The following is a 17,543-nucleotide window of genomic DNA, read 5'->3' on the forward strand; positions in this document are numbered from 1 at the left end:
TCAGGCCTCGCCGTCGTGCTCGTCGCCCTGCTCGCGCGCACCGGCGACCGATGCGTCGCCGCCTCCCTCCGGTGCCGCCACCTCGAGCCGGTCGGCGTCCGAGGCGAGCAGCCCGCCCGGCGGGTCGAGCACGACGCGGCCCCCGGCCACGTCGACGAGCGGGACGATCTGCCGGACGAACGGGACGAGGGTGCGGGCGCCGCCCGTCTCGCGCAGCACGAGGACGTCGTGCGCGGGCAGGTGCTCGAGGCCGTCGACACGCCCGAGCACCCGGCCGTCAGCGTCCTCCGCCCGGAGCCCGACGAGCTCGTGCGGGTACCACGCGTCCTCCTCGTCGGAGGCGTCGACGTCGACCACGAGCTCGACCCCCCGCAGCGCCTCCGCGGCCGTGCGGTCGCGGACGCCCTCGAAGCCGACGAGCCACCGCCCCTGGTGCACGCGCACCGTCCCGACGGTCAGCGGCCCGGCCGTCGAGGGGCGCGTCTCCAGGCGCTCGCCCACGGCGAGACGCTCCTCGGGATCGTCGGTGCGCAGGTCGAGCGCGACCTCGCCACGCAGTCCGTGCGCCTTGCCGACGCGCGCGACGGTCAGCTCCATGGTCGTCACTCCTCCGGGGTCCTGGTCGGGGCCGGTGCCGGGCGGGCACCTGGTAGGGGGTGGGTGCAGGAAGGCCCGGCCCGCCGGTCGGCGGGCCGGGCCTTGCCCGTGGCCCCTCGCGGGGCACGATCGTGCGGGCCTCAGCGGCGGTCGACGTCCACGACGTCGACGCGGACCGGCCCGTCGGTCGCGAGCGCGCCGATCACCGTGCGCAGGGCACGGGCGGTGCGACCACCGCGACCGATCACGCGGCCGAGGTCGTCCGGGTGCACCCGGACCTCGAGCAGGTCACCGCGACGCAGCGTCTTCGCGTTCACCCGGACGTCGTCCGGGTTGTCCACGATGCCGCGCACGAGGTGCTCGAGCGCCTCGGCGATCATCAGGCCTGCTCGTCGGCAGCGGCCTCGTCGGCCGTGTCGGCGGGCGCCTCGGCCGGAGCCTCGGTCTTCTTCTCGGCAGCCTTGGCCTTGACCTTCTCCGCGTCCGCGGCGGCGGCCTCGATCGCGGCGGCCGGGTCGACCTTCTCGCCCTTGACCTTGAGCGTGCCCTCGGTGCCGGGCAGGCCCTTGAACTTCTGCCAGTCGCCCGTGATCTTGAGGAGCGCGAGCACCTGCTCGGTCGGCTGCGCGCCGACGCCGAGCCAGTACTGGGCGCGGTCCGAGGTGATCTCGATGAACGAGGGCTCCTCGGTCGGGTGGTACTTGCCGATCTCCTCGATCACGCGACCGTCACGCTTGGTGCGCGAGTCCGCGACGACGACACGGTAGTACGGCGCACGGATCTTGCCGAGACGCTTCAGACGAATCTTGACGGCCACAGTGGTGGTCTCTCCTGGTTCTGGTTCGGGCGAACCCGGACCCGTCCCGTGGGGACAGGACGAGGAAGGGGTTCAGGACACGGCACGCGCCGGAGAGAGGGGCCGGGGCACGCCGAGTACCGGGACATTGTGCCAGACCGGACCGGCCCGGACCAACCTGCGGCGACCGCTCAGCCGCCCTGCGGCGCGACGATCTCGCCGCGCAGCACGACCGCCGTCGGGGCGCGCAGGACGCCGACGTCCTGGCGCGGGTCCTGCGGGTAGACGACGAAGTCGGCGGAGGCACCCTCGACGAGCGACGTGTAGCCGAGGTACTCCCGGCCCTGCCAGCTCGCCGCCGCGACGACGGCCGCGTCGGGGATGCCGGCGGCCACGAGCTCGGCGCACTCGTCCGCGAGGCGGCCGTGCGCGATCGTCCCGCCCGCGTCCGTCCCCACGAGGATCTGGATCCCCGCCTCGTACAACGCCCGGGCCTGCTCGTACCGGCGCTCGTGCAGCCGTCGCATGCGCGCCGCGAACACCGGGTACTTCCCGTCGGCCTGCCGGGCGATCGCCTCGAACTGCCCGATCTGGAGCAGGGTCGGTGTCACCGCGACGCCCCGCTCGGAGATCTCGTACATGAGGTCGGGGTCGATCCCCGTGCCGTGCTCGATCCCGTCGACACCCGCGGCGAGCAGGGACGGGATCACCTCCTCCGAGAACGCGTGCACGGTGACGCGCGCGGCCTCCGCGTGCGCGGCGGCCACCGCCTCGGCGAGGACGTCGTCGGGCCACAGCGGTCGCAGGTCACCCTCGGCGCCGAGGTCGCGGTCGATCCAGTCGCCCACGATCTTCACCCAGCCGTCGCCCTGGCGCGCCTCGCGGCGCACGGCCTCGGGGAGCTGCGCGACGTCGTCGAGCTCGAGCCCGTAGCTGCGCAGGTAGCGCTTGGGGCGTGCGAGGTGACGCCCGGCCCGTACGAGCCGCGGCAGGTCGCGGCGGCCGTGGACCCATCGCGTGTCGAGCGGCGAGCCCGCGTCGCGCACGAGGAGCACGCCGCTGTCGCGGTCCGTCACGGCCTGGTCCTGGGCCGTCGCCGCGTCGACCGCGCCCTGGGCGCCCAGGCCGACGTGGCAGTGCACGTCGACGAGGCCGGGAAGGACCCAGCCCTCGAGCTCCACCATGTTGGTGCCCTGCGCCGACGGCCGCGTGAGGCTGATCCGGCCGTCCTTGACCCACAGGTCGCCCACCTCGCGGTCGTCGCCGACGATGACGTGGCCGCGGACGTGCAGCGTGGGGCCTTCCAGCGCGGACATGCGGCTCCTGGGTGACGACGGTCAGGACGAGGCCCGGCTTCGCGGGCACGACGCGGCACCGGGCGGTACCACGGACATAACTTAGCGCTCGGGCGGCGGCGGGACGCACCGGGGCACGACACGCCCCGACGACGCCGCCGCGGACGCGTCAGCGGCCGAGCAGCTTCTCGAACCCGGGCGGGAGCTGGAGGTCGTCGGGCGACGGCTGCGCGGGCTCGCTCGGTCGACCCATGCCGAACGCAGAGCCGGTGGGCGCGGGCGGGCCCGTGACCTCCCCCGCGGCCCGGGCGGCGGCGGCCCGCTCCTGCGCGGCGCGCTTCGCCGGGTTGCCCGACTTCCCCTTGACCTTGCGCTGCGGCGCCTGGCGCCCGCGGGCCTTCTTGCCGCCCATGCCCGGGAGGTTGCCCATGCCCGGCATGCCCGGCATCCCGCCGCCGCGGCTCATCTGCCGCATCATCTTCTGCGCGCCCGCGAACCGCTCGAGGAGCTGGTTGACGTCGCTCGTCGTGACGCCGGAGCCCCGCGCGATGCGGGCACGGCGCGACCCGTTGATGATCTTCGGGTTGTCGCGCTCCGCGGGGGTCATCGAGCGGATGATCGCCTCGATGCGGTCGACCTCGCGCTCGTCGAAGTTGTCGAGTGCCTCCCGCATCTGGCCCATGCCCGGCAGCATGCCGAGCATCTTCTTCATCGAGCCCATGTTCTTCATCTGCTGCATCTGCACCAGGAAGTCCGCGAGCGTGAAGTCCTGCCCCGTCGCGACCTTCTCGGCCATCTTCGCGGCCTGCTCGGCGTCGAACGCCTTCTCGGCCTGCTCGATGAGGGTCAGGACGTCACCCATGTCGAGGATGCGCGACGCCATGCGGTCCGGGTGGAACGCCTCGAAGTCGGTGAGCTTCTCGCCCGTGGACGCGAAGAGGATCGGGCGGCCGGTGACGCCACGGACGGAGAGCGCGGCACCTCCGCGCGCGTCGCCGTCGAGCTTGGTGAGCACGACGCCCGTGAAGTCGACGCCCTCCTCGAACGCCTTCGCGGTCGCGACGGCGTCCTGGCCGATCATCGCGTCGATGACGAACAGGACCTCGTCCGGCTGCACCGCGTCGCGGATGTCCGACGCCTGCTGCATGAGGACCGCGTCGAGACCGAGGCGTCCCGCGGTGTCGACGATGACGACGTCGTGCTGGCGCTGGCGCGCCGTCTCGACGCCCTCGCGCGCGACGGCGACCGGGTCGCCGATGACGTCGTCGACCTCGACCCCGCTCTGGTTGCCCGGGTGGGGGGCGAAGACCGGGACCCCGGCACGGTCGGCGACCACGCTGAGCTGCGTGACGGCGTTCGGCCGCTGCAGGTCCGCGGCGACGAGGAGCGGCGTGTGCCCCTGCTCGCGCAGGTGCAGCGCCAGCTTCCCGGCGAGAGTCGTCTTGCCCGCACCCTGGAGGCCGGCCAGCATGATGACCGTCGGCGGGGTCTTCGAGAAGCGCAGCCCGCGGCTCTCACCGCCGAGGATGCCGACGAGCTCCTCGTTGACGATCTTCACGACCTGCTGCGCCGGGTTGAGCGCGCCCGACACCTCGGACGAGAGCGCCCGCTCGCGCACCGTCGCGCTGAACTCGCGCACGACCGGGACGGCCACGTCGGCGTCGAGCAGCGCGCGCCGGATCTCCCGGATCGTCGCGTCGATGTCCGCCTCGGACAGCCGGCCCTTCGCACGCAGGTTCTTGAAGGTCGAAGTCAGTCGGTCCGACAGCGTGTTGAACACCGCGTCATCCTCACCAGTCGTCGGAAGTCTCGTCCGCGTCGGCGCTCCCGCCTGCCGGCGCCCGAGGCCGGGCACACGCTGGCAGAGGACGGGCCGTCCGCGAGGGTCCAGCCTACCCGGGAGCCGCTGCGTCCCCCGGCACGTCCCTCGGCACGGCCCTCAGCACGCGCAGCGTCTCGCCGACGAGGTCGTCGACGAGACGAGCCCGCCACGCGGTCCACGCGCTCGGGCCGAGCGACGACGCGTCGGCCTCGGTGAGCGCCCGCAGCACCTCGAGCAGGTCGGCGCGATGGTCGACGGCGACGGCGAGCTCGTCGACCGTCGCCGGGTCGTCGGGGTCCTCGCTCACGGCGAGGCGGGACAGCGTCAGGTGGTGGAGCACGAGCGTCTGGACGTCCGACACCACGTCGGGCTCGAAGCCCATCCGGCCGAGGATCGCGGGCACGAGCCGCGCGCCCTCGACGGAGTGGTCGACCGCGCCCGCGCGCTTGCCGATGTCGTGGAGCACCGCGGACAGCAGGAGCAGGTCCGAGCGCGCGACGTCCTTGCGGCTCCGCGCGGCCCGGGCGACGACCTCGACGAGGTGCCGGTCCACGGTGTGGCGGTGCACGGCGGCGCGCTGGGGCCGGTTCCGCACACCGGCCCACTCGGGGATCCACGTGGTCACGACCCCGGCGAGGTCGAGCGCCTCCCACACCGCGACCTGCGCCTGCCCGGAGCCCAGCAGGGAGAGGAAGGCCGAGCGCGCGGCGCGCGGCCACGGCTCGGGCAGGGGCGGGCACTGGGCGAGGCTCGCGACGGAGACCGGCGAGAGCGTCAGGCCCGTCCGCGCGGCGGTCGCCGCGGCACGCAGGGACAGCAGCGGGTCCGCCTCCGGGTGCGCGTCCACCGCGAGCACGAGCTCGCCGTCGTGCTCGACGAGCCCGTCCCCGACGGACCGGAGCCGGGGCGCCGTCCGGCGTCCGCGGACCAGGACGGGACGCCGGGCGACCGACGGCCGCTGGAGGGCCTGGCGTGCGCGCCGGACGGTCGTGTCGAGCGCGTAGGAGATCTCGCGGCCCGCCGCGGCGAGGCTCGCGAGCAGCTCGTCGGGGTCGTCGAACCCGGACAGCGCGGCGACCTCGTCGAGGTCGGCCAGCAGGAGCCGGCTCGTGTGCCGTCCCGTGACGACCTGCAGGGTGTCCCGGACGTCCAGCAGGTGCGCGTGCGCGCGGTCGACCGAGCCGTGCGGGCGGTCCGTGAGCCACGTCGCCGCCAGGGCCGACAGCACGACGGCGTCCCGGATCCCCCCGCGCGACTCCTTGAGGTCTGGCTCGATGAGGTAGGCGAGCTCGCCGGACCGCTCGGCACGCTCGCGCGTCGAGGAGAGCAGGTCGGGCAGGCGGCGGCGCGACGCGGAGCGCCAGTCGGTGAGGACCGCGGACGACGCCCGGTGCACGACGACCGCGTCGCCGGCCACCGCGCGGACGTCGAGCCAGCCGACGGCCGCGGGCACGTCCTTGGACGCCACCTGTCGGCACTGCGAGAGCGAGCGCACGGAGTGGTCGAGGTCGACGCCGGCATCCCAGAGCGGGTACCACAGTCGCTCGGCGACCCGGGCGACGTCGTCCGCCGTGTGGTTGCGGCCGTCGTGGACGAGGACGAGGTCGAGGTCGCTCGCGGGCCCCATGTCGCCCCGGCCGAGGCTGCCCACGGCGGCGAGCGCGATGCCGTCGGGGGCGACGCCGTCGGTCGCCTCGCGCCAGAGGCCCTGCAGCGACGAGGTCACGAGGTCGACGACGGCGGCGCGGCGCGCGACCCCGCTGCGGCCCGGCCCGCTCATGGACCGCGCGACGTCGAGCATCCGCGCGCGGAGGTCCCGCACCCCCTCGGGGTGCGGGACCTCCGCGCTCTGCTCGCCCGGCTGCTGCCCGAGGCGCCCCGCCGATCCCCCTGCGACCCCGCCCGTGGTCGGGGTGTCGGCGTGGTCGGTCATCCGATGGTCCGTCGCCTCACAGGGCGCCGGGGCCGTGCTCGCCCGTGCGCACACGGGCGACGTCGTCCACCGGGACCGTCCAGACCTTGCCGTCACCGATCTTGCCGGTCTGCGCGGCCTTGACGATGACCTCGGTGACCGCCGTGGCGTCCGCGTCGTCGACGAGGACCTCGATGCGGACCTTGGGGACGAGGTCCACCGTGTACTCGGCGCCGCGGTAGACCTCGGTGTGGCCCTTCTGGCGCCCGTACCCGCTGGCCTCGCTGACCGTCATGCCCCGCACGCCCGCGGCCTCGAGCGCCGACTTCACGTCGTCGAGCCGGTGCGGCTGGATGATTCCCGTGACGAGCTTCATGCCCGCACCTCCTTGATGACGCTGCCCTGCTGGATGGACTCGTACGCCGTCTCGCCGTGGACCGCGAGGTCGATGCCGCCGACCTCGGCGTCCTCGCTGACCCGCCAGCCCATCGTGACCTTGAGGATCAGGCCGATGACGAGCGTGGTGGCCGCCGAGAACACGATGGCGACGAGCGCGATGAGGATCTGCACGACGAGCTGCTGCGCGCCGCCGCCGAAGAACAGGCCCGTGTCGGTGGCGAGGAAGCCGATCGCGACGGTACCCCAGAGGCCGGAGACCAGGTGGACGCCGACGACGTCGAGCGAGTCGTCGTAGCCGAACCGGTACTTGAGGCCGACCGCGAGCGCGGAGAGCGCACCGGCGACGAGGCCCAGGACGATCGACGTGACCGGGTTGAGGGCACCGGCCGCCGGGGTGATCGCGACGAGGCCGGCGACCACGCCGGACGCCGCACCGAGCGACGTCGCGTGGCCGTCGCGGATCTTCTCCGTGAGGAGCCAGCCGATGATGCCCGCCGCGGTGGCGCTCGTCGTGTTGACCCAGGCGAGCCCGGCGGTCTCGTTGGCCCCGAAGGCCGAGCCCGCGTTGAAGCCGAACCAGCCGAACCACAGGAGGGCGGCGCCGAGCATGACGAACGGCAGGTTGTGCGGCCGCATGGGCTCCTTGCCGAAGCCCTTGCGCTTGCCGATGAGGATCGCGAGCACGAGGGCAGCGACACCGGCGTTGATGTGGACGACCGTGCCGCCCGCGAAGTCGATCGGTGCGACCGTGGCGGCGCCGTCGGTCACCCCGAAGATCATCGCCGCGAGACCGTTCTCGTTGCCCGAGAGGAAGCCGCCGCCCCACACCATGTGGGCGAGCGGGAAGTACGTGACCGTGACCCAGACCGCCGTGAAGGCGAGCCAGGTGCCGAACTTCACGCGGTCGGCCAGCGCCCCCGAGATGAGCGCGACCGTGATGATCGCGAACGTCACCTGGAACGCGATGTCCACCACGTTCGGGTAGTTGCCGAGCGTGCTCGCCACGGCGCTGCCGTCAGCGTCGGTGATCGCCCCCGAGAGGCCGAACTGCGCGAACGGGTTGGCGACCAGGCCACCCGTCCCGGCCTCGCCGTAGGACATCGACCAGCCCCACAGCACGTAGACGACGCCCACGACGGCCATCGCGCCGAACGACATCATCATCATGTTCAGCACGGACTTGGCACGGACCATGCCGCCGTAGAAGAACGCCAGTCCGGGCGTCATCAAGAGCACGAGGGATGCTGAGGTCAGCATCCACGCGGTTGCCCCGGTGTCCCACTCCATCGGATCATCTCCCCTCGCCAGCCGGGCGGCCGGTCGGGGACTACGGTGGTGCGGGCGGGTTTCCCCCGCGGTGTCGTCGTGTTACGCGGGTGTGACAAGGGCTCCTCGGACGTAAACGTTCCGTTTCACCCGCGTGGAGGGTCCGCGTGGCGTCCGGATCGCGACACGTTCGTGATCGCAGCGTGACACGACCGTGACCCGCCGGGACGACGGCCGGGGTCGCACGTCAGTCGCCGAGGAGGCCGTCGACGAACTGCTCCGCGTCGAACGGGGCGAGGTCGTCCGGACCCTCCCCGAGGCCGACGAGCTTCACCGGGACCCCGAGCTCGCGCTGGACCGCGACGACGATGCCTCCGCGCGCGGTGCCGTCGAGCTTGGTCAGGACGATGCCCGTGACGCCGGCGACCTCGCCGAACACGCGCGCCTGGTTGAGGCCGTTCTGCCCCGTCGTCGCGTCGAGGACGAGGAGCACCTCCGACAGCGGGGCCTCCTTGGTGATGACGCGCCGGATCTTGCCCAGCTCGTCCATGAGGCCCTGCTTGTTCTGGAGGCGCCCGGCGGTGTCGACGAGCACGACGTCCGCACCCTCCGTCCGCCCCCGGCGCACGGCGTCGAACGCGACCGCCGCGGGGTCCGCACCGTCACGGTCCGACCGCACCGTCGGCACGCCCACGCGCGAGCCCCAGGTCTCGAGCTGGTCCGCCGCCGCGGCCCGGAACGTGTCCGCCGCGCCGAGCACGACGCTGCGGTCCTCCGCGACGAGCACGCGCGCGAGCTTGCCCACGGTGGTGGTCTTGCCGGTGCCGTTCACGCCGACGACGAGCACGACGGCCGGGACCGGGGACCCGTCCTCCCCGGCGCGGGGCGAGGTCGCGAGCGACCGGTCGAGCGACGGGTCCACGAGCGCGACGAGCTCCGTCCGCAGCAGGTCGCGCACGCTCGCGGCGTCCCGGACCCCGAGGACGCGGACCTTGGTGCGCAGCGCGTCGATGAGCTCGCCGGCAGGACCGGCGCCCACGTCCGCGAGCAGGAGCGTCTCCTCGAGCTCGTCCCAGTCCTCCTCGGTGAGGTGGTCGCGCGACAGGACGGAGAGAAGCCGGGCTCCGAGCGGCGAACCGGACCGGGCGAGCCGCTCGCGGAGCCGGACCAGGCGCCCCCCGACCGGCTCGGGACGCTCGACCGCCGGTGCCGCCGCGGGAACCTCCTCCGCCACGGGCGGGCCCTCGGTCGCCGTGCCCGGGGGCGCACCCGCGGGCTCACGGCTCTCGGGGGGCTCGACCGGTGCGGCGGGCGGGGGCTCGACGACGTCGCGTCGGCGTCGGCGGACCGACACGGTCCCGAGGGTGACGAGGCCGACGACGAGCAGGACGCCGAGGACGATCCAGAGCGGGAGGAGGTCGTTCACCCCGGAAGTCTCTCAGACGACGACGGACGCCACGCGGCCGAGCCGCGCTCACCGGGTCCGCGGCCGAGCGACGCGCACCGCGTCCAGCGGTGAGCACGACGAGGTCGCGCAGTGGTCACGCCTGGGGAGGACGCTCCCCCGTGTGCAGCGGGCGCACGCGCGCACGCGCGCGGTGCAGGACGTCGGTGAGCTCCTCGGCGTCGACGTACGCGTTGGACGTCACCTCGGTCGCGGTGAAGAAGTCGTCGATGCTCGTGTCGACGGGTCGGGGCATGCGCACGGTCCCGACGTGGTGCGCGTCCAGGCCACCACGACGCCTGCGTCGGCGCAGCCCCGAGCGGAAGTCGCGCCAGAACGCGCGCATCCCCTCGTCGGAGCGGTCACCCTGCGCGGCCGTGGACTGGGCCTCCGAGCGCGCGACGACGCTCGCGAACAGGAACACGACAGCGGCGACGCCGAGCGTGAGCCCCAGCCACACGAACATCCAGACCATGGGTCCAGTATCCGGGTCGACCCGCGTGCCGCGACCCCTGCCACGCCGGGTCGTCCGATCGGCACCACATCTTCACAAGGCCCGGAATTCCAACGTTCCTGCGGTGTCCACCCAGGTCACGAGCGCACCCCGGACGGGCGTGAGTCCTCTCACACAGGGATCTCCTCGTGCGCGTCGCTCATCCGCTGGCTGATGACCGTCGTCACGCCGTCGCCGCGCATCGTCACGCCGTAGAGGGCGTCGGCGATCTCCATCGTGCGCTTCTGGTGGGTGATGACGATGAGCTGCGAGTCCTCCTGGAGCTCGCGGAAGATCTCGAGGAGGCGGCCGAGGTTGACGTCGTCGAGCGCCGCCTCGACCTCGTCCATGACGTAGAACGGCGAGGGGCGCGCCTTGAAGATCGCCACGAGCAGCGCGACCGCCGTGAGCGAGCGCTCGCCGCCGGAGAGCAGGGAGAGCCGCTTGACCTTCTTGCCCGCCGGTCGCGCCTCGACCTCGATCCCGGTCGTGAGCATGTCGTCCGGGTCCGTGAGCACCAGCTGGCCCTCGCCGCCGGGGAACATGCGCGCGAAGACCCGCTCGAACTGCTCCGCGGTGTCGCGGTAGGCGTCCGTGAAGACGCGCTCGACGCGCTCGTCGATCTCCTTGACGATCTCCAGGAGGTCGGAGCGCGACTTCTTGAGGTCGGCGAGCTGGTCCGCGAGGAACTTGTGCCGCTCCTCGAGAGCTGCGAACTCCTCGAGCGCGAGCGGGTTCACCTTGCCGAGCCGGCCGAGGTCGCGTTCGGCGGCGCGGAGCCGCTTCTCCTGGGTCGCGCGGTCGTAGGGCACGGTGCGCGGCGCGTCGTCCTCGGACGGGACGGGGACGTCGCGGTGCGGCCCGAACTCCTCGACGAGGACCGCCGGGTCGAGTCCGAGCTCGTCGACGCTGCGGGCCTGGAGCTGCTCGATGCGCAGCTGCTGCTGCGCGCGCGCGACCTCGTCCCGGTGCGCGACGTCGGTCAGCTCACGCAGACGGGACGCGAGGTCGTCGACCTCGCGCCGGGCACCGGTCACGGCGGCGTCGCGCTCGGCCCGCGCTGCCTCGGCGGCGTCGCGCTCGGCGCCCGCCCGCGCGAGCGACCGGTCGACCGCGTCCAGCGCGCGCACCGCGCCGTCGCGGACGGCCGACGCGCGCTCGGCCTGCCGCACGCGCGCGGCCTCCCGCCGCGCCGCCCGCTCGCGCGCCTCGCGCTCCGCTGCGGCCGCCCGGGCGAGCGCCTGCGCACGGCCGGCCACGGCACGCGCGCGCTCCTCGCTCGTGCGCAGCGCGAGGCGCGCCTCCGTCTCCGCCGTCCGCGCCGCCGAGGCGAGCGCGAGGTGACGGTCGCGCTCCGCCGTCGCGTCGGCGACCGCCTCCTCCGACTGCTCCGGCGCCGCCTCCGCGCCGTCGAGCCGCTCCACGAGTCCCGCGAGCGTCTCGCGGGCGTCGTCGAGCCCCTGCGACGCGCGCTCGAGCGAGGCGCGCACCCGCTCCGCCTCCGCGGCGGCGGAGCGGGCCGTCGCCCCGAGGTGCCCGAGCTGCTCCGCGACGGCCGCGAGCTGGGCGTCCGACTCGTTGAGCCGGTCCAGGGTGTCGTCGTGACGGGCGCGAGCCTGCTGCGCCGCGTCGCGCGCGCCCACGAGGGCGAAGCGCGCGCGCTCGCCGCGCGCCGCGGCGTCGTCGTGAGCGGTGCGCGCCTCGTCGAGCGCGGACTGCAGGTGCAGCACGCTCGGCGCGGACGCCGACCCGCCCCACGCGCGCGTCGTCGCCAGGAGGTCGCCGCCGCGCGTCACGACCGCGACGGCCGGGTGCCGGGCGACGAGAGCACGGGCCTCCGCGAGGTCCTCGACGACGGCGACGTCCCTCAGCAGCCCACGCACCGCGCGGCCGACGCCCCCGCCCGCCGTCACGACGTCGACGGCCCAGCGTGCGCCGTCTGGCAACGCGACGTCGCCGTGCGCGTCACCGTCCGTCGCGTCGGCGGCCACGACCAGCCCCGCGCGACCGGCGTCCTCGGTGCGCAGGTAGCGCAGCGCGTCGACGGCGGCGTCCACCGACTCGACGGCGACGGCGTCCGCGGCGGGGCCGAGCGCCGCGGCCACGGCGTCCTCGTACCCGGCCTCGACGCCGAGGAGCGCCGCGAGGGATCCCACGACCCCGACGCCGTCCGCAGCGAGCAGCGCACCGGCGCCGTCCTTGCGGTCCAGGCTCAGCTCCAGGGCCTCGATCCGCGCGCTCCACGTGGCGCGCTCCTGGTCCGCGGCGGAGGCCGCGTCCTCCAGCTCCCGCACGGCGGACGTCGTCCGCTCGACCTCGTCGGCGGCGGCCTCGTGCTCGGCGTCGAGGCCCTCCTCGCCCTCCTCGGCGCCGACCACCTGGGTCTCCAGCACCGCGAAGTCGGTGCGTGCCTGCGTACCCCGGTGCTCGGCCTCGGCCAGCGACTCGCGGAGCCGCCCGATCTCCGCCTCCGCGGCTTCGACCCGGGTCCGCTGCGCGGCCACCTGGCCCGCGAGGCGCGCGAGGCCCTCGCGCCGGTCCGCGGCACCGCGCAGCAGGGTCGCGACGGCCCGCTCCGCGTCCCCCGCCGACCGCTCGGCGTCCTCCCGGTCCGCCACCGCCGACCCGAGCGCGTCCCGCGCGCGGGCTACCTCCGCCTCGAGCTCGGCCTCGGTCGCGCGCACGCGCTCGGCCTGGGCCTCGAGCTCGTCGGGGTCCTGGCCGCGCTGGGCGGGCTCCGGGCGACCGAGCAGGCGCACGCGCTCCTCCGCGAGCGTCTGCGTGCCGCGCAGGCGCTCGCGCAGGGACGAGATCCGGAACCAGACGTCTGTGGCCGCGCCGAGCGCGGGCGCCGCGTCGGCGGCCTCGCGCTCGAGCCGGCCGAGCGTGTCGCGCGCCGCCGCGAGCGCGCGCTCGACCTCGCTCTGCTGCGCCCGCAGCGCCGCCTCGTCGGCGATCTCCTGCTCCAGGGTCGCGGTGAGCTGAGCGAGGTCGTCCGCGAGCAGGCGGGCGCGCGCGTCGCGCAGGTCCGCCTGGATCGTCGCGGCCTTGCGGGCGATCTCGGCCTGGCGGCCCAGGGGGCCGAGCTGGCGCCGGATCTCCGTCGTGAGGTCGGCGAGGCGCGTGAGGTTGGCCTGCATCGCGTCGAGCTTGCGGAGCGCCTTCTCCTTGCGCTTGCGGTGCTTGAGGACACCCGCGGCCTCCTCGACGAAGCCGCGCCGGTCCTCGGGCGTCGCGCGCAGGACGGCGTCGAGCTGACCCTGCCCGACGATCACGTGCATCTCGCGCCCGAGGCCGGAGTCGGAGAGCAGGTCCTGGATGTCGAGCAGGCGGCACGCGGAGCCGTTGATCGCGTACTCGGAACCGCCGCTGCGGAACAGCGTGCGGGAGATCGTCACCTCGGTGTAGTCGATCGGCAGCGCGCCGTCGGTGTTGTCGATCGTCAGGGCGACCTCGGCACGGCCGAGCGGCGGCCGCCCCGCCGTCCCGGCGAAGATGACGTCCTCCATCTTGCCGCCGCGCAGGGTCTTGGCGCCCTGCTCCCCCATGACCCACGCGAGCGCGTCGACGACGTTGGACTTGCCCGAGCCGTTCGGCCCGACGACGCACGTGACCCCGGGCTCGAAGCTCAGCGTCGTCGCGGACGCGAACGACTTGAAGCCGCGCAGCGTCAGGGTCTTGAGGTGCACGCACCCGAGCCTAGTGCGGCGCTCCCACGATCCTGCGGACGTCCGGGACCGGTCGTGGCGAGCCGGCCGGCGAGCCGACGCCGGAGCGAGGGGCGGGGCGGGTCGTGGCGGGTCATGACGAAACGAGCCGTGAGCCGCGAGGGACGAGCGGGCGGATGGTAGACCCGACCCGCCCCTCGCGCAGGTGTCGGCGGAGGCGAGAACGCGAGACCGCCCGCCCCACGACGGAGACGGGCGGTCCGGCTCGTGTCAGCCGAGCTCGGGGAACCAGAGCGCGACCTCGCGCGCGGCGGACTCGGGCGAGTCGGACCCGTGGACGAGGTTCTGCTGGACCTTGAGGCCCCAGTCGCGGCCGAGGTCGCCGCGGATCGTGCCGGGCAGCGCCTCGGTCGGGTTGGTCGCGCCGGCGAGCGAGCGGAAGCCGGGGATGACGCCCTGGCCCTCGGCGACGACCGCGAGCACCTTGCCCGAGAGCATGAAGTCGACGAGCGGCTGGTAGAAGGGCTTGCCCTCGTGCTCGGCGTAGTGCGCGGCGAGCAGCTCGGGCGTCGCGTCGAGCAGGCGCACGGCGGCGAGCGTGTAGCCCTTGGCCTCGACGCGGCGCAGGACCTCGCCGGACAGGCCGCGGCGGACGCCGTCGGGCTTGACGAGGATGAGGGTGCGCTCGATGGTCTCGGTCAGTGCGGGTGCGACGTCGGTCATGGTCGCCGAGCCTACCGGCCGCACCGGTGTGCGGGACGCCGTGACCAGCACCGGCGCGAGGCGCCGGCGAACCGGACCTCAGTCGGCGTTGGGCGCGGTCTCGGGGTGCTCGGCGTCGTACGCGGCGCGCTCGCGGTCGATGCGCCCGCCGAGCCGGATCGAGACGATCCACAGGACGACGAAGAGCCCGCCCACGAGGAACATCATGGGCACGACGAGGCCGAACGCGAGCACCGGGACCTGGACGACCGACCCGGCGACGTAGCCGCCGGGCGTGCCGACCATGCGCGAGAGGACGACGAGGACGACGGCGAGCGCGCCGCCGACGAGCCAGATGGACGTCGCGCTCGGGAGCTCGAGCGGTCCGCGCGAGTAGGGCACGTCCCGCAGTCCGTAGGCGACGAGCGTGGCGAACACCACGAGGAACGCCTCGAGCAGCAGCGTGGTCGACGCGAACTGGGCCTTCGCGGGCTTCTTGGGCTTGATGCGGTCGCCCGGGGACGGGCGCACCGGGCCCGCCGCGCGGCCGTGGCGGGACGGCTGCGCGGCGGGCTGGGACGACGGGGTGCTCACCCGGTCAGGATACCGGCGCGCCGTCGCGCTCCCGGTGGTCCGGGCGGTCGTCGCCGACCCCCGGAGCGCCCGCGGCCACGGCCACGGCGCCCGTGCCCTCGGCACCCGCATCCGGCGCAGGAGCGTCCTCGACGAGGTCGCCGTGGTCCGCGACGGCCTCGCCGCGCGCGACCATGCCCGCGACGTCGGAGAGCTTGACCTCACGCAGGAAGAGCGCGAGGACGAACCCGACGAGCACGAGCGGGACGAGGTACCAGAAGGCGGGGGCGAGCGCGTCGGTGAACGCGTCGACGACGCCCGTGTGGACCGGCTCGGGGAGCTGCTGCACCATCTCCGGCGTGAGCGAGGAGCCCTCGGCCCCGGCCGGGGCCGAGCCCGCGGGGAGCCCGGCGAAGACGCCCTCGAGGTTGTCGGCGAGGCGCGACGTGAAGATGGTGCTGAACAGCGCCGTCCCGACGGCGGCGCCGATCTCGCGGAAGAAGTTGTTGGCGCTCGTGGCCGTCCCGATCTCGTGCGGGTCGACCGAGTTCTGCACCGCGAGGACGATCGTCTGCATGACGAGGCCCATGCCGGCGCCCATGACGAAGATCATCGCGCCGAAGAGCCACATCGACATGTCGCCGGTGATGCGCGTGAGCCAGACCATGCCCGCCGCGGTGATCGCGAGACCGAGGACCGGGTAGATCTTGTAGCGACCGGTCTTGGTGATCGCGATACCGGACCCGATCGCCGTGATCATGACGCCGACCATCATCGGCAGCATGAGGAACCCGGACTCGGTCACCCCCGCGCCGGTCGACATCTGGAGGAACGTGGGCAGGAAGGCGAGCGCCGAGAACATGCCCATGCCGAGCACGAGGCCGATGAGGGTCGCGATCGTGAAGGTCCGGTTCTTGAAGAGGTGCAGCGGGAGCAGCGGCTCCTCGGCGCGGTTCTCCACCACGACGAACATCGCGATCGACACGACCACCGCGGCCACGAGGCCCAGGAGCCAGGGGTCGGACCAGTCGTAGCCGCGCGAGCTGGTGAGCGACTCCCAGCTCGTGACGAGCACGATGCCGGAGGTGGCGACGACGAGGAAGAAGATGCCGGCGACGTCGATCTTGCGGCCGGAGCGGTGCGACGGGAGCTTGAGCGCGACCCACGCGACGACGAACGCCGCGACGCCGATCGGGACGTTGATCCAGAACGCCCAGCGCCAGCCGGGGCCCTCGGTGAACCAGCCGCCCAGGAGCGGGCCGATGACGGCCGCGATGCCGAACAGGGCGCCCATCGGGCCCATGTACTTGCCGCGGTCCTTGGCGGGGACGATGTCCGCGATGATCGCCTGCGACAGGATCATGAGCCCACCGCCGCCGAGGCCCTGCACGCCGCGCCAGGCGACGAGCTCGGGGAACGACTGCGCGAACCCGGCGCCGGCGGACGCGATCGTGAAGAGCCCGATCGCGACGAGGAACGGCCAGCGACGACCCCAGAGGTCGCCGAACTTGCCGTAGAGGGGCATGACGATCGCGATCGCCAGGATGTAGGCCGTGATGACCCAGCCCTGGTGCTCGACGCCGTGGAGCTCGCCGACGATCGTCGGCATCGCGGTGCCGACGATCGACTGGTCGAGGGAGGACAGGAACATCGACGCCATGAGCGCGCCGAAGATCACCCACACGGTGCGCGGGGTGAGCACGACGAGCGGCTTGCCGCCGTCGACGGGTGCTGCGGTGGTGGAGGCCATGAGGATCCGGTTCGGTCGGGACGGGCGGGCGCGCGCCGACGGGCGCGGCCCGTCGTCGGGTGGGGAGCTGGTGAGGCGGTGGTGCTGGTGGTGCGGTGGACCTGCGGGCCGTGCGGCTAGCCCACGGGTTCGGGGCCGCGCGTGTCCGTCAGGAGCGCGCGGAGCTGGTCGACGACGCCCGGCAGGTGGTCCACGGGCTCGCCCACGCGGTCGCGCTGCTGCCACTCGAGCGTGCTCGCGCGCAGCAGGCTCATGACCACCAGGGCCAGGAGCTCGGGGTCGGGGACGAACGGCCGGACCGCGCGCCGGGCGACGAACATCTCGACGAGCTCGGCGCGGTGGCCCTCGACCCAGGCGACGTGACGGGCGACGAGGTGCGGCTCGCGCTGGACGAGCTCGAGGGTGCGCGCCATGCGCTCGGGCGTGACGACCTGCTGCGCGAGCACGTCGGCCACGACGACCTCGAGGTCGTCGAGCAGCGCCCCGCTGGGCCCGCCCTGGACGAAGGTCGCCACGACCTCCGGACGGACGGCGAGGTCCTCGAGGCCGAGCACCGCGTCGTCCTTGGAGGGGAAGTAGTTGAAGAACGTGCGGGGTGAGACCCCGACCTCGGCGCAGATGTCCTCGACGGTCACCGTGTCGAGACCGCGCTGCAGGACGAGCGTCTGCGCCGCCTCGACGAGCGCCTCCCGTCGCGCGCGCTTCTTGCGCTCGCGCAGGCCGTCGGGCGACGGGGCGAGGCGTGCCGCGGTCCGCCCGGCCGGTGAGGGGCGAGCGGGCACGTCAGGCAGAGTCGTGGGCACGGGAAGCATTCTTGCATCCCATG

15 protein-coding genes are annotated in these 17,543 nt (G+C 74.1%); all 15 read right to left on the reverse strand.

Annotated features, from left to right (window positions below):
- Nucleotides 1–597 (reverse strand): ribosome maturation factor RimM, encoded by a 597-nt coding sequence (rimM, locus tag FIC82_RS13935; protein ID WP_154798926.1) that lies wholly within the window; start codon nt 595–597, stop codon nt 1–3.
- 140 nt (nt 598–737) lie between these two features.
- On the reverse strand, nt 738–977 hold the full coding sequence (locus FIC82_RS13940; protein WP_024840519.1) for an RNA-binding protein: 240 nt from the start codon (nt 975–977) through the stop codon (nt 738–740).
- The gene (gene rpsP, locus FIC82_RS13945) at nt 977–1,414 is read right to left on the reverse strand and encodes a 30S ribosomal protein S16 (protein ID WP_168731887.1); all 438 of its coding nucleotides are present in this window, start codon (nt 1,412–1,414) and stop codon (nt 977–979) included. The genes FIC82_RS13940 and rpsP overlap by 1 nt, the downstream gene beginning before the upstream one ends.
- 170 nt (nt 1,415–1,584) lie before the next feature.
- Nucleotides 1,585–2,709 (reverse strand): amidohydrolase family protein, encoded by a 1,125-nt coding sequence (locus tag FIC82_RS13950; protein WP_154798927.1) that lies wholly within the window; start codon nt 2,707–2,709, stop codon nt 1,585–1,587.
- A 148-nt stretch (nt 2,710–2,857) separates the two neighbouring features.
- On the reverse strand, nt 2,858–4,468 hold the full coding sequence (ffh, locus tag FIC82_RS13955) for a signal recognition particle protein (RefSeq protein ID WP_168731888.1): 1,611 nt from the start codon (nt 4,466–4,468) through the stop codon (nt 2,858–2,860).
- A gap of 112 nt (nt 4,469–4,580) precedes the next feature.
- Nucleotides 4,581–6,443 carry a [protein-PII] uridylyltransferase gene (locus FIC82_RS13960; RefSeq protein ID WP_154798928.1) on the reverse strand — a complete coding sequence of 621 codons (1,863 nt, stop codon included), beginning with the start codon at nt 6,441–6,443 and terminating at the stop codon, nt 4,581–4,583.
- Between the two features lie 16 nt (nt 6,444–6,459).
- The gene (locus FIC82_RS13965) at nt 6,460–6,798 is read right to left on the reverse strand and encodes a P-II family nitrogen regulator (RefSeq protein WP_154798929.1); all 339 of its coding nucleotides are present in this window, start codon (nt 6,796–6,798) and stop codon (nt 6,460–6,462) included.
- Nucleotides 6,795–8,108 (reverse strand): ammonium transporter, encoded by a 1,314-nt coding sequence (locus FIC82_RS13970; RefSeq protein ID WP_154798930.1) that lies wholly within the window; start codon nt 8,106–8,108, stop codon nt 6,795–6,797. The genes FIC82_RS13965 and FIC82_RS13970 overlap by 4 nt, the downstream gene beginning before the upstream one ends.
- 226 nt (nt 8,109–8,334) lie before the next feature.
- Entirely contained in the window at nt 8,335–9,513 is a 1,179-nt protein-coding gene (ftsY, locus tag FIC82_RS13975; protein WP_168731889.1) for a signal recognition particle-docking protein FtsY, read from the reverse strand.
- 115 nt (nt 9,514–9,628) lie between these two features.
- Entirely contained in the window at nt 9,629–10,006 is a 378-nt protein-coding gene (locus tag FIC82_RS13980) for a hypothetical protein (RefSeq protein ID WP_154798931.1), read from the reverse strand.
- A gap of 149 nt (nt 10,007–10,155) precedes the next feature.
- On the reverse strand, nt 10,156–13,713 hold the full coding sequence (gene smc / locus FIC82_RS13985) for a chromosome segregation protein SMC (protein WP_171445710.1): 3,558 nt from the start codon (nt 13,711–13,713) through the stop codon (nt 10,156–10,158).
- Nucleotides 13,714–13,962: 249 nt separating this feature from the next.
- The gene (gene ndk, locus FIC82_RS13990) at nt 13,963–14,415 is read right to left on the reverse strand and encodes a nucleoside-diphosphate kinase (protein ID WP_154798932.1); all 453 of its coding nucleotides are present in this window, start codon (nt 14,413–14,415) and stop codon (nt 13,963–13,965) included.
- 78 nt (nt 14,416–14,493) lie between these two features.
- Entirely contained in the window at nt 14,494–14,988 is a 495-nt protein-coding gene (locus tag FIC82_RS13995) for a DUF4233 domain-containing protein (RefSeq protein WP_336240040.1), read from the reverse strand.
- Nucleotides 14,989–14,992: 4 nt separating this feature from the next.
- A complete protein-coding gene (locus tag FIC82_RS14000) occupies nt 14,993–16,717 on the reverse strand; it encodes an MDR family MFS transporter (RefSeq protein WP_154798934.1) in 1,725 nt (574 codons plus the stop codon).
- Nucleotides 16,718–16,833: 116 nt separating this feature from the next.
- On the reverse strand, nt 16,834–17,529 hold the full coding sequence (locus FIC82_RS14005) for a TetR/AcrR family transcriptional regulator (protein WP_154798935.1): 696 nt from the start codon (nt 17,527–17,529) through the stop codon (nt 16,834–16,836).
- Between the last annotated feature and the right edge of the window lie 14 nt (nt 17,530–17,543).

This window comes from Cellulosimicrobium protaetiae, from assembly GCF_009708005.2.
Lineage (GTDB): Bacteria > Actinomycetota > Actinomycetes > Actinomycetales > Cellulomonadaceae > Cellulosimicrobium > Cellulosimicrobium protaetiae.

What these genes read in the sequence shown, in the direction of transcription:
- rimM (WP_154798926.1), bottom strand. Translation starts at nt 597, where the DNA reads ATGGAGCTGACCGTCGCGCGCGTCGGCAAGGCGCACGGACTGCGTGGC.
- FIC82_RS13940 (WP_024840519.1), bottom strand. Translation starts at nt 977, where the DNA reads ATGATCGCCGAGGCGCTCGAGCACCTCGTGCGCGGCATCGTGGACAAC.
- FIC82_RS13950 (WP_154798927.1), bottom strand. Translation starts at nt 2,709, where the DNA reads ATGTCCGCGCTGGAAGGCCCCACGCTGCACGTCCGCGGCCACGTCATC.
- FIC82_RS13960 (WP_154798928.1), bottom strand. Translation starts at nt 6,443, where the DNA reads ATGACCGACCACGCCGACACCCCGACCACGGGCGGGGTCGCAGGGGGA.
- FIC82_RS13965 (WP_154798929.1), bottom strand. Translation starts at nt 6,798, where the DNA reads ATGAAGCTCGTCACGGGAATCATCCAGCCGCACCGGCTCGACGACGTG.
- FIC82_RS13970 (WP_154798930.1), bottom strand. Translation starts at nt 8,108, where the DNA reads ATGGAGTGGGACACCGGGGCAACCGCGTGGATGCTGACCTCAGCATCC.
- FIC82_RS13980 (WP_154798931.1), bottom strand. Translation starts at nt 10,006, where the DNA reads ATGGTCTGGATGTTCGTGTGGCTGGGGCTCACGCTCGGCGTCGCCGCT.
- ndk (WP_154798932.1), bottom strand. Translation starts at nt 14,415, where the DNA reads ATGACCGACGTCGCACCCGCACTGACCGAGACCATCGAGCGCACCCTC.
- FIC82_RS14000 (WP_154798934.1), bottom strand. Translation starts at nt 16,717, where the DNA reads ATGGCCTCCACCACCGCAGCACCCGTCGACGGCGGCAAGCCGCTCGTC.
- FIC82_RS14005 (WP_154798935.1), bottom strand. Translation starts at nt 17,529, where the DNA reads ATGCTTCCCGTGCCCACGACTCTGCCTGACGTGCCCGCTCGCCCCTCA.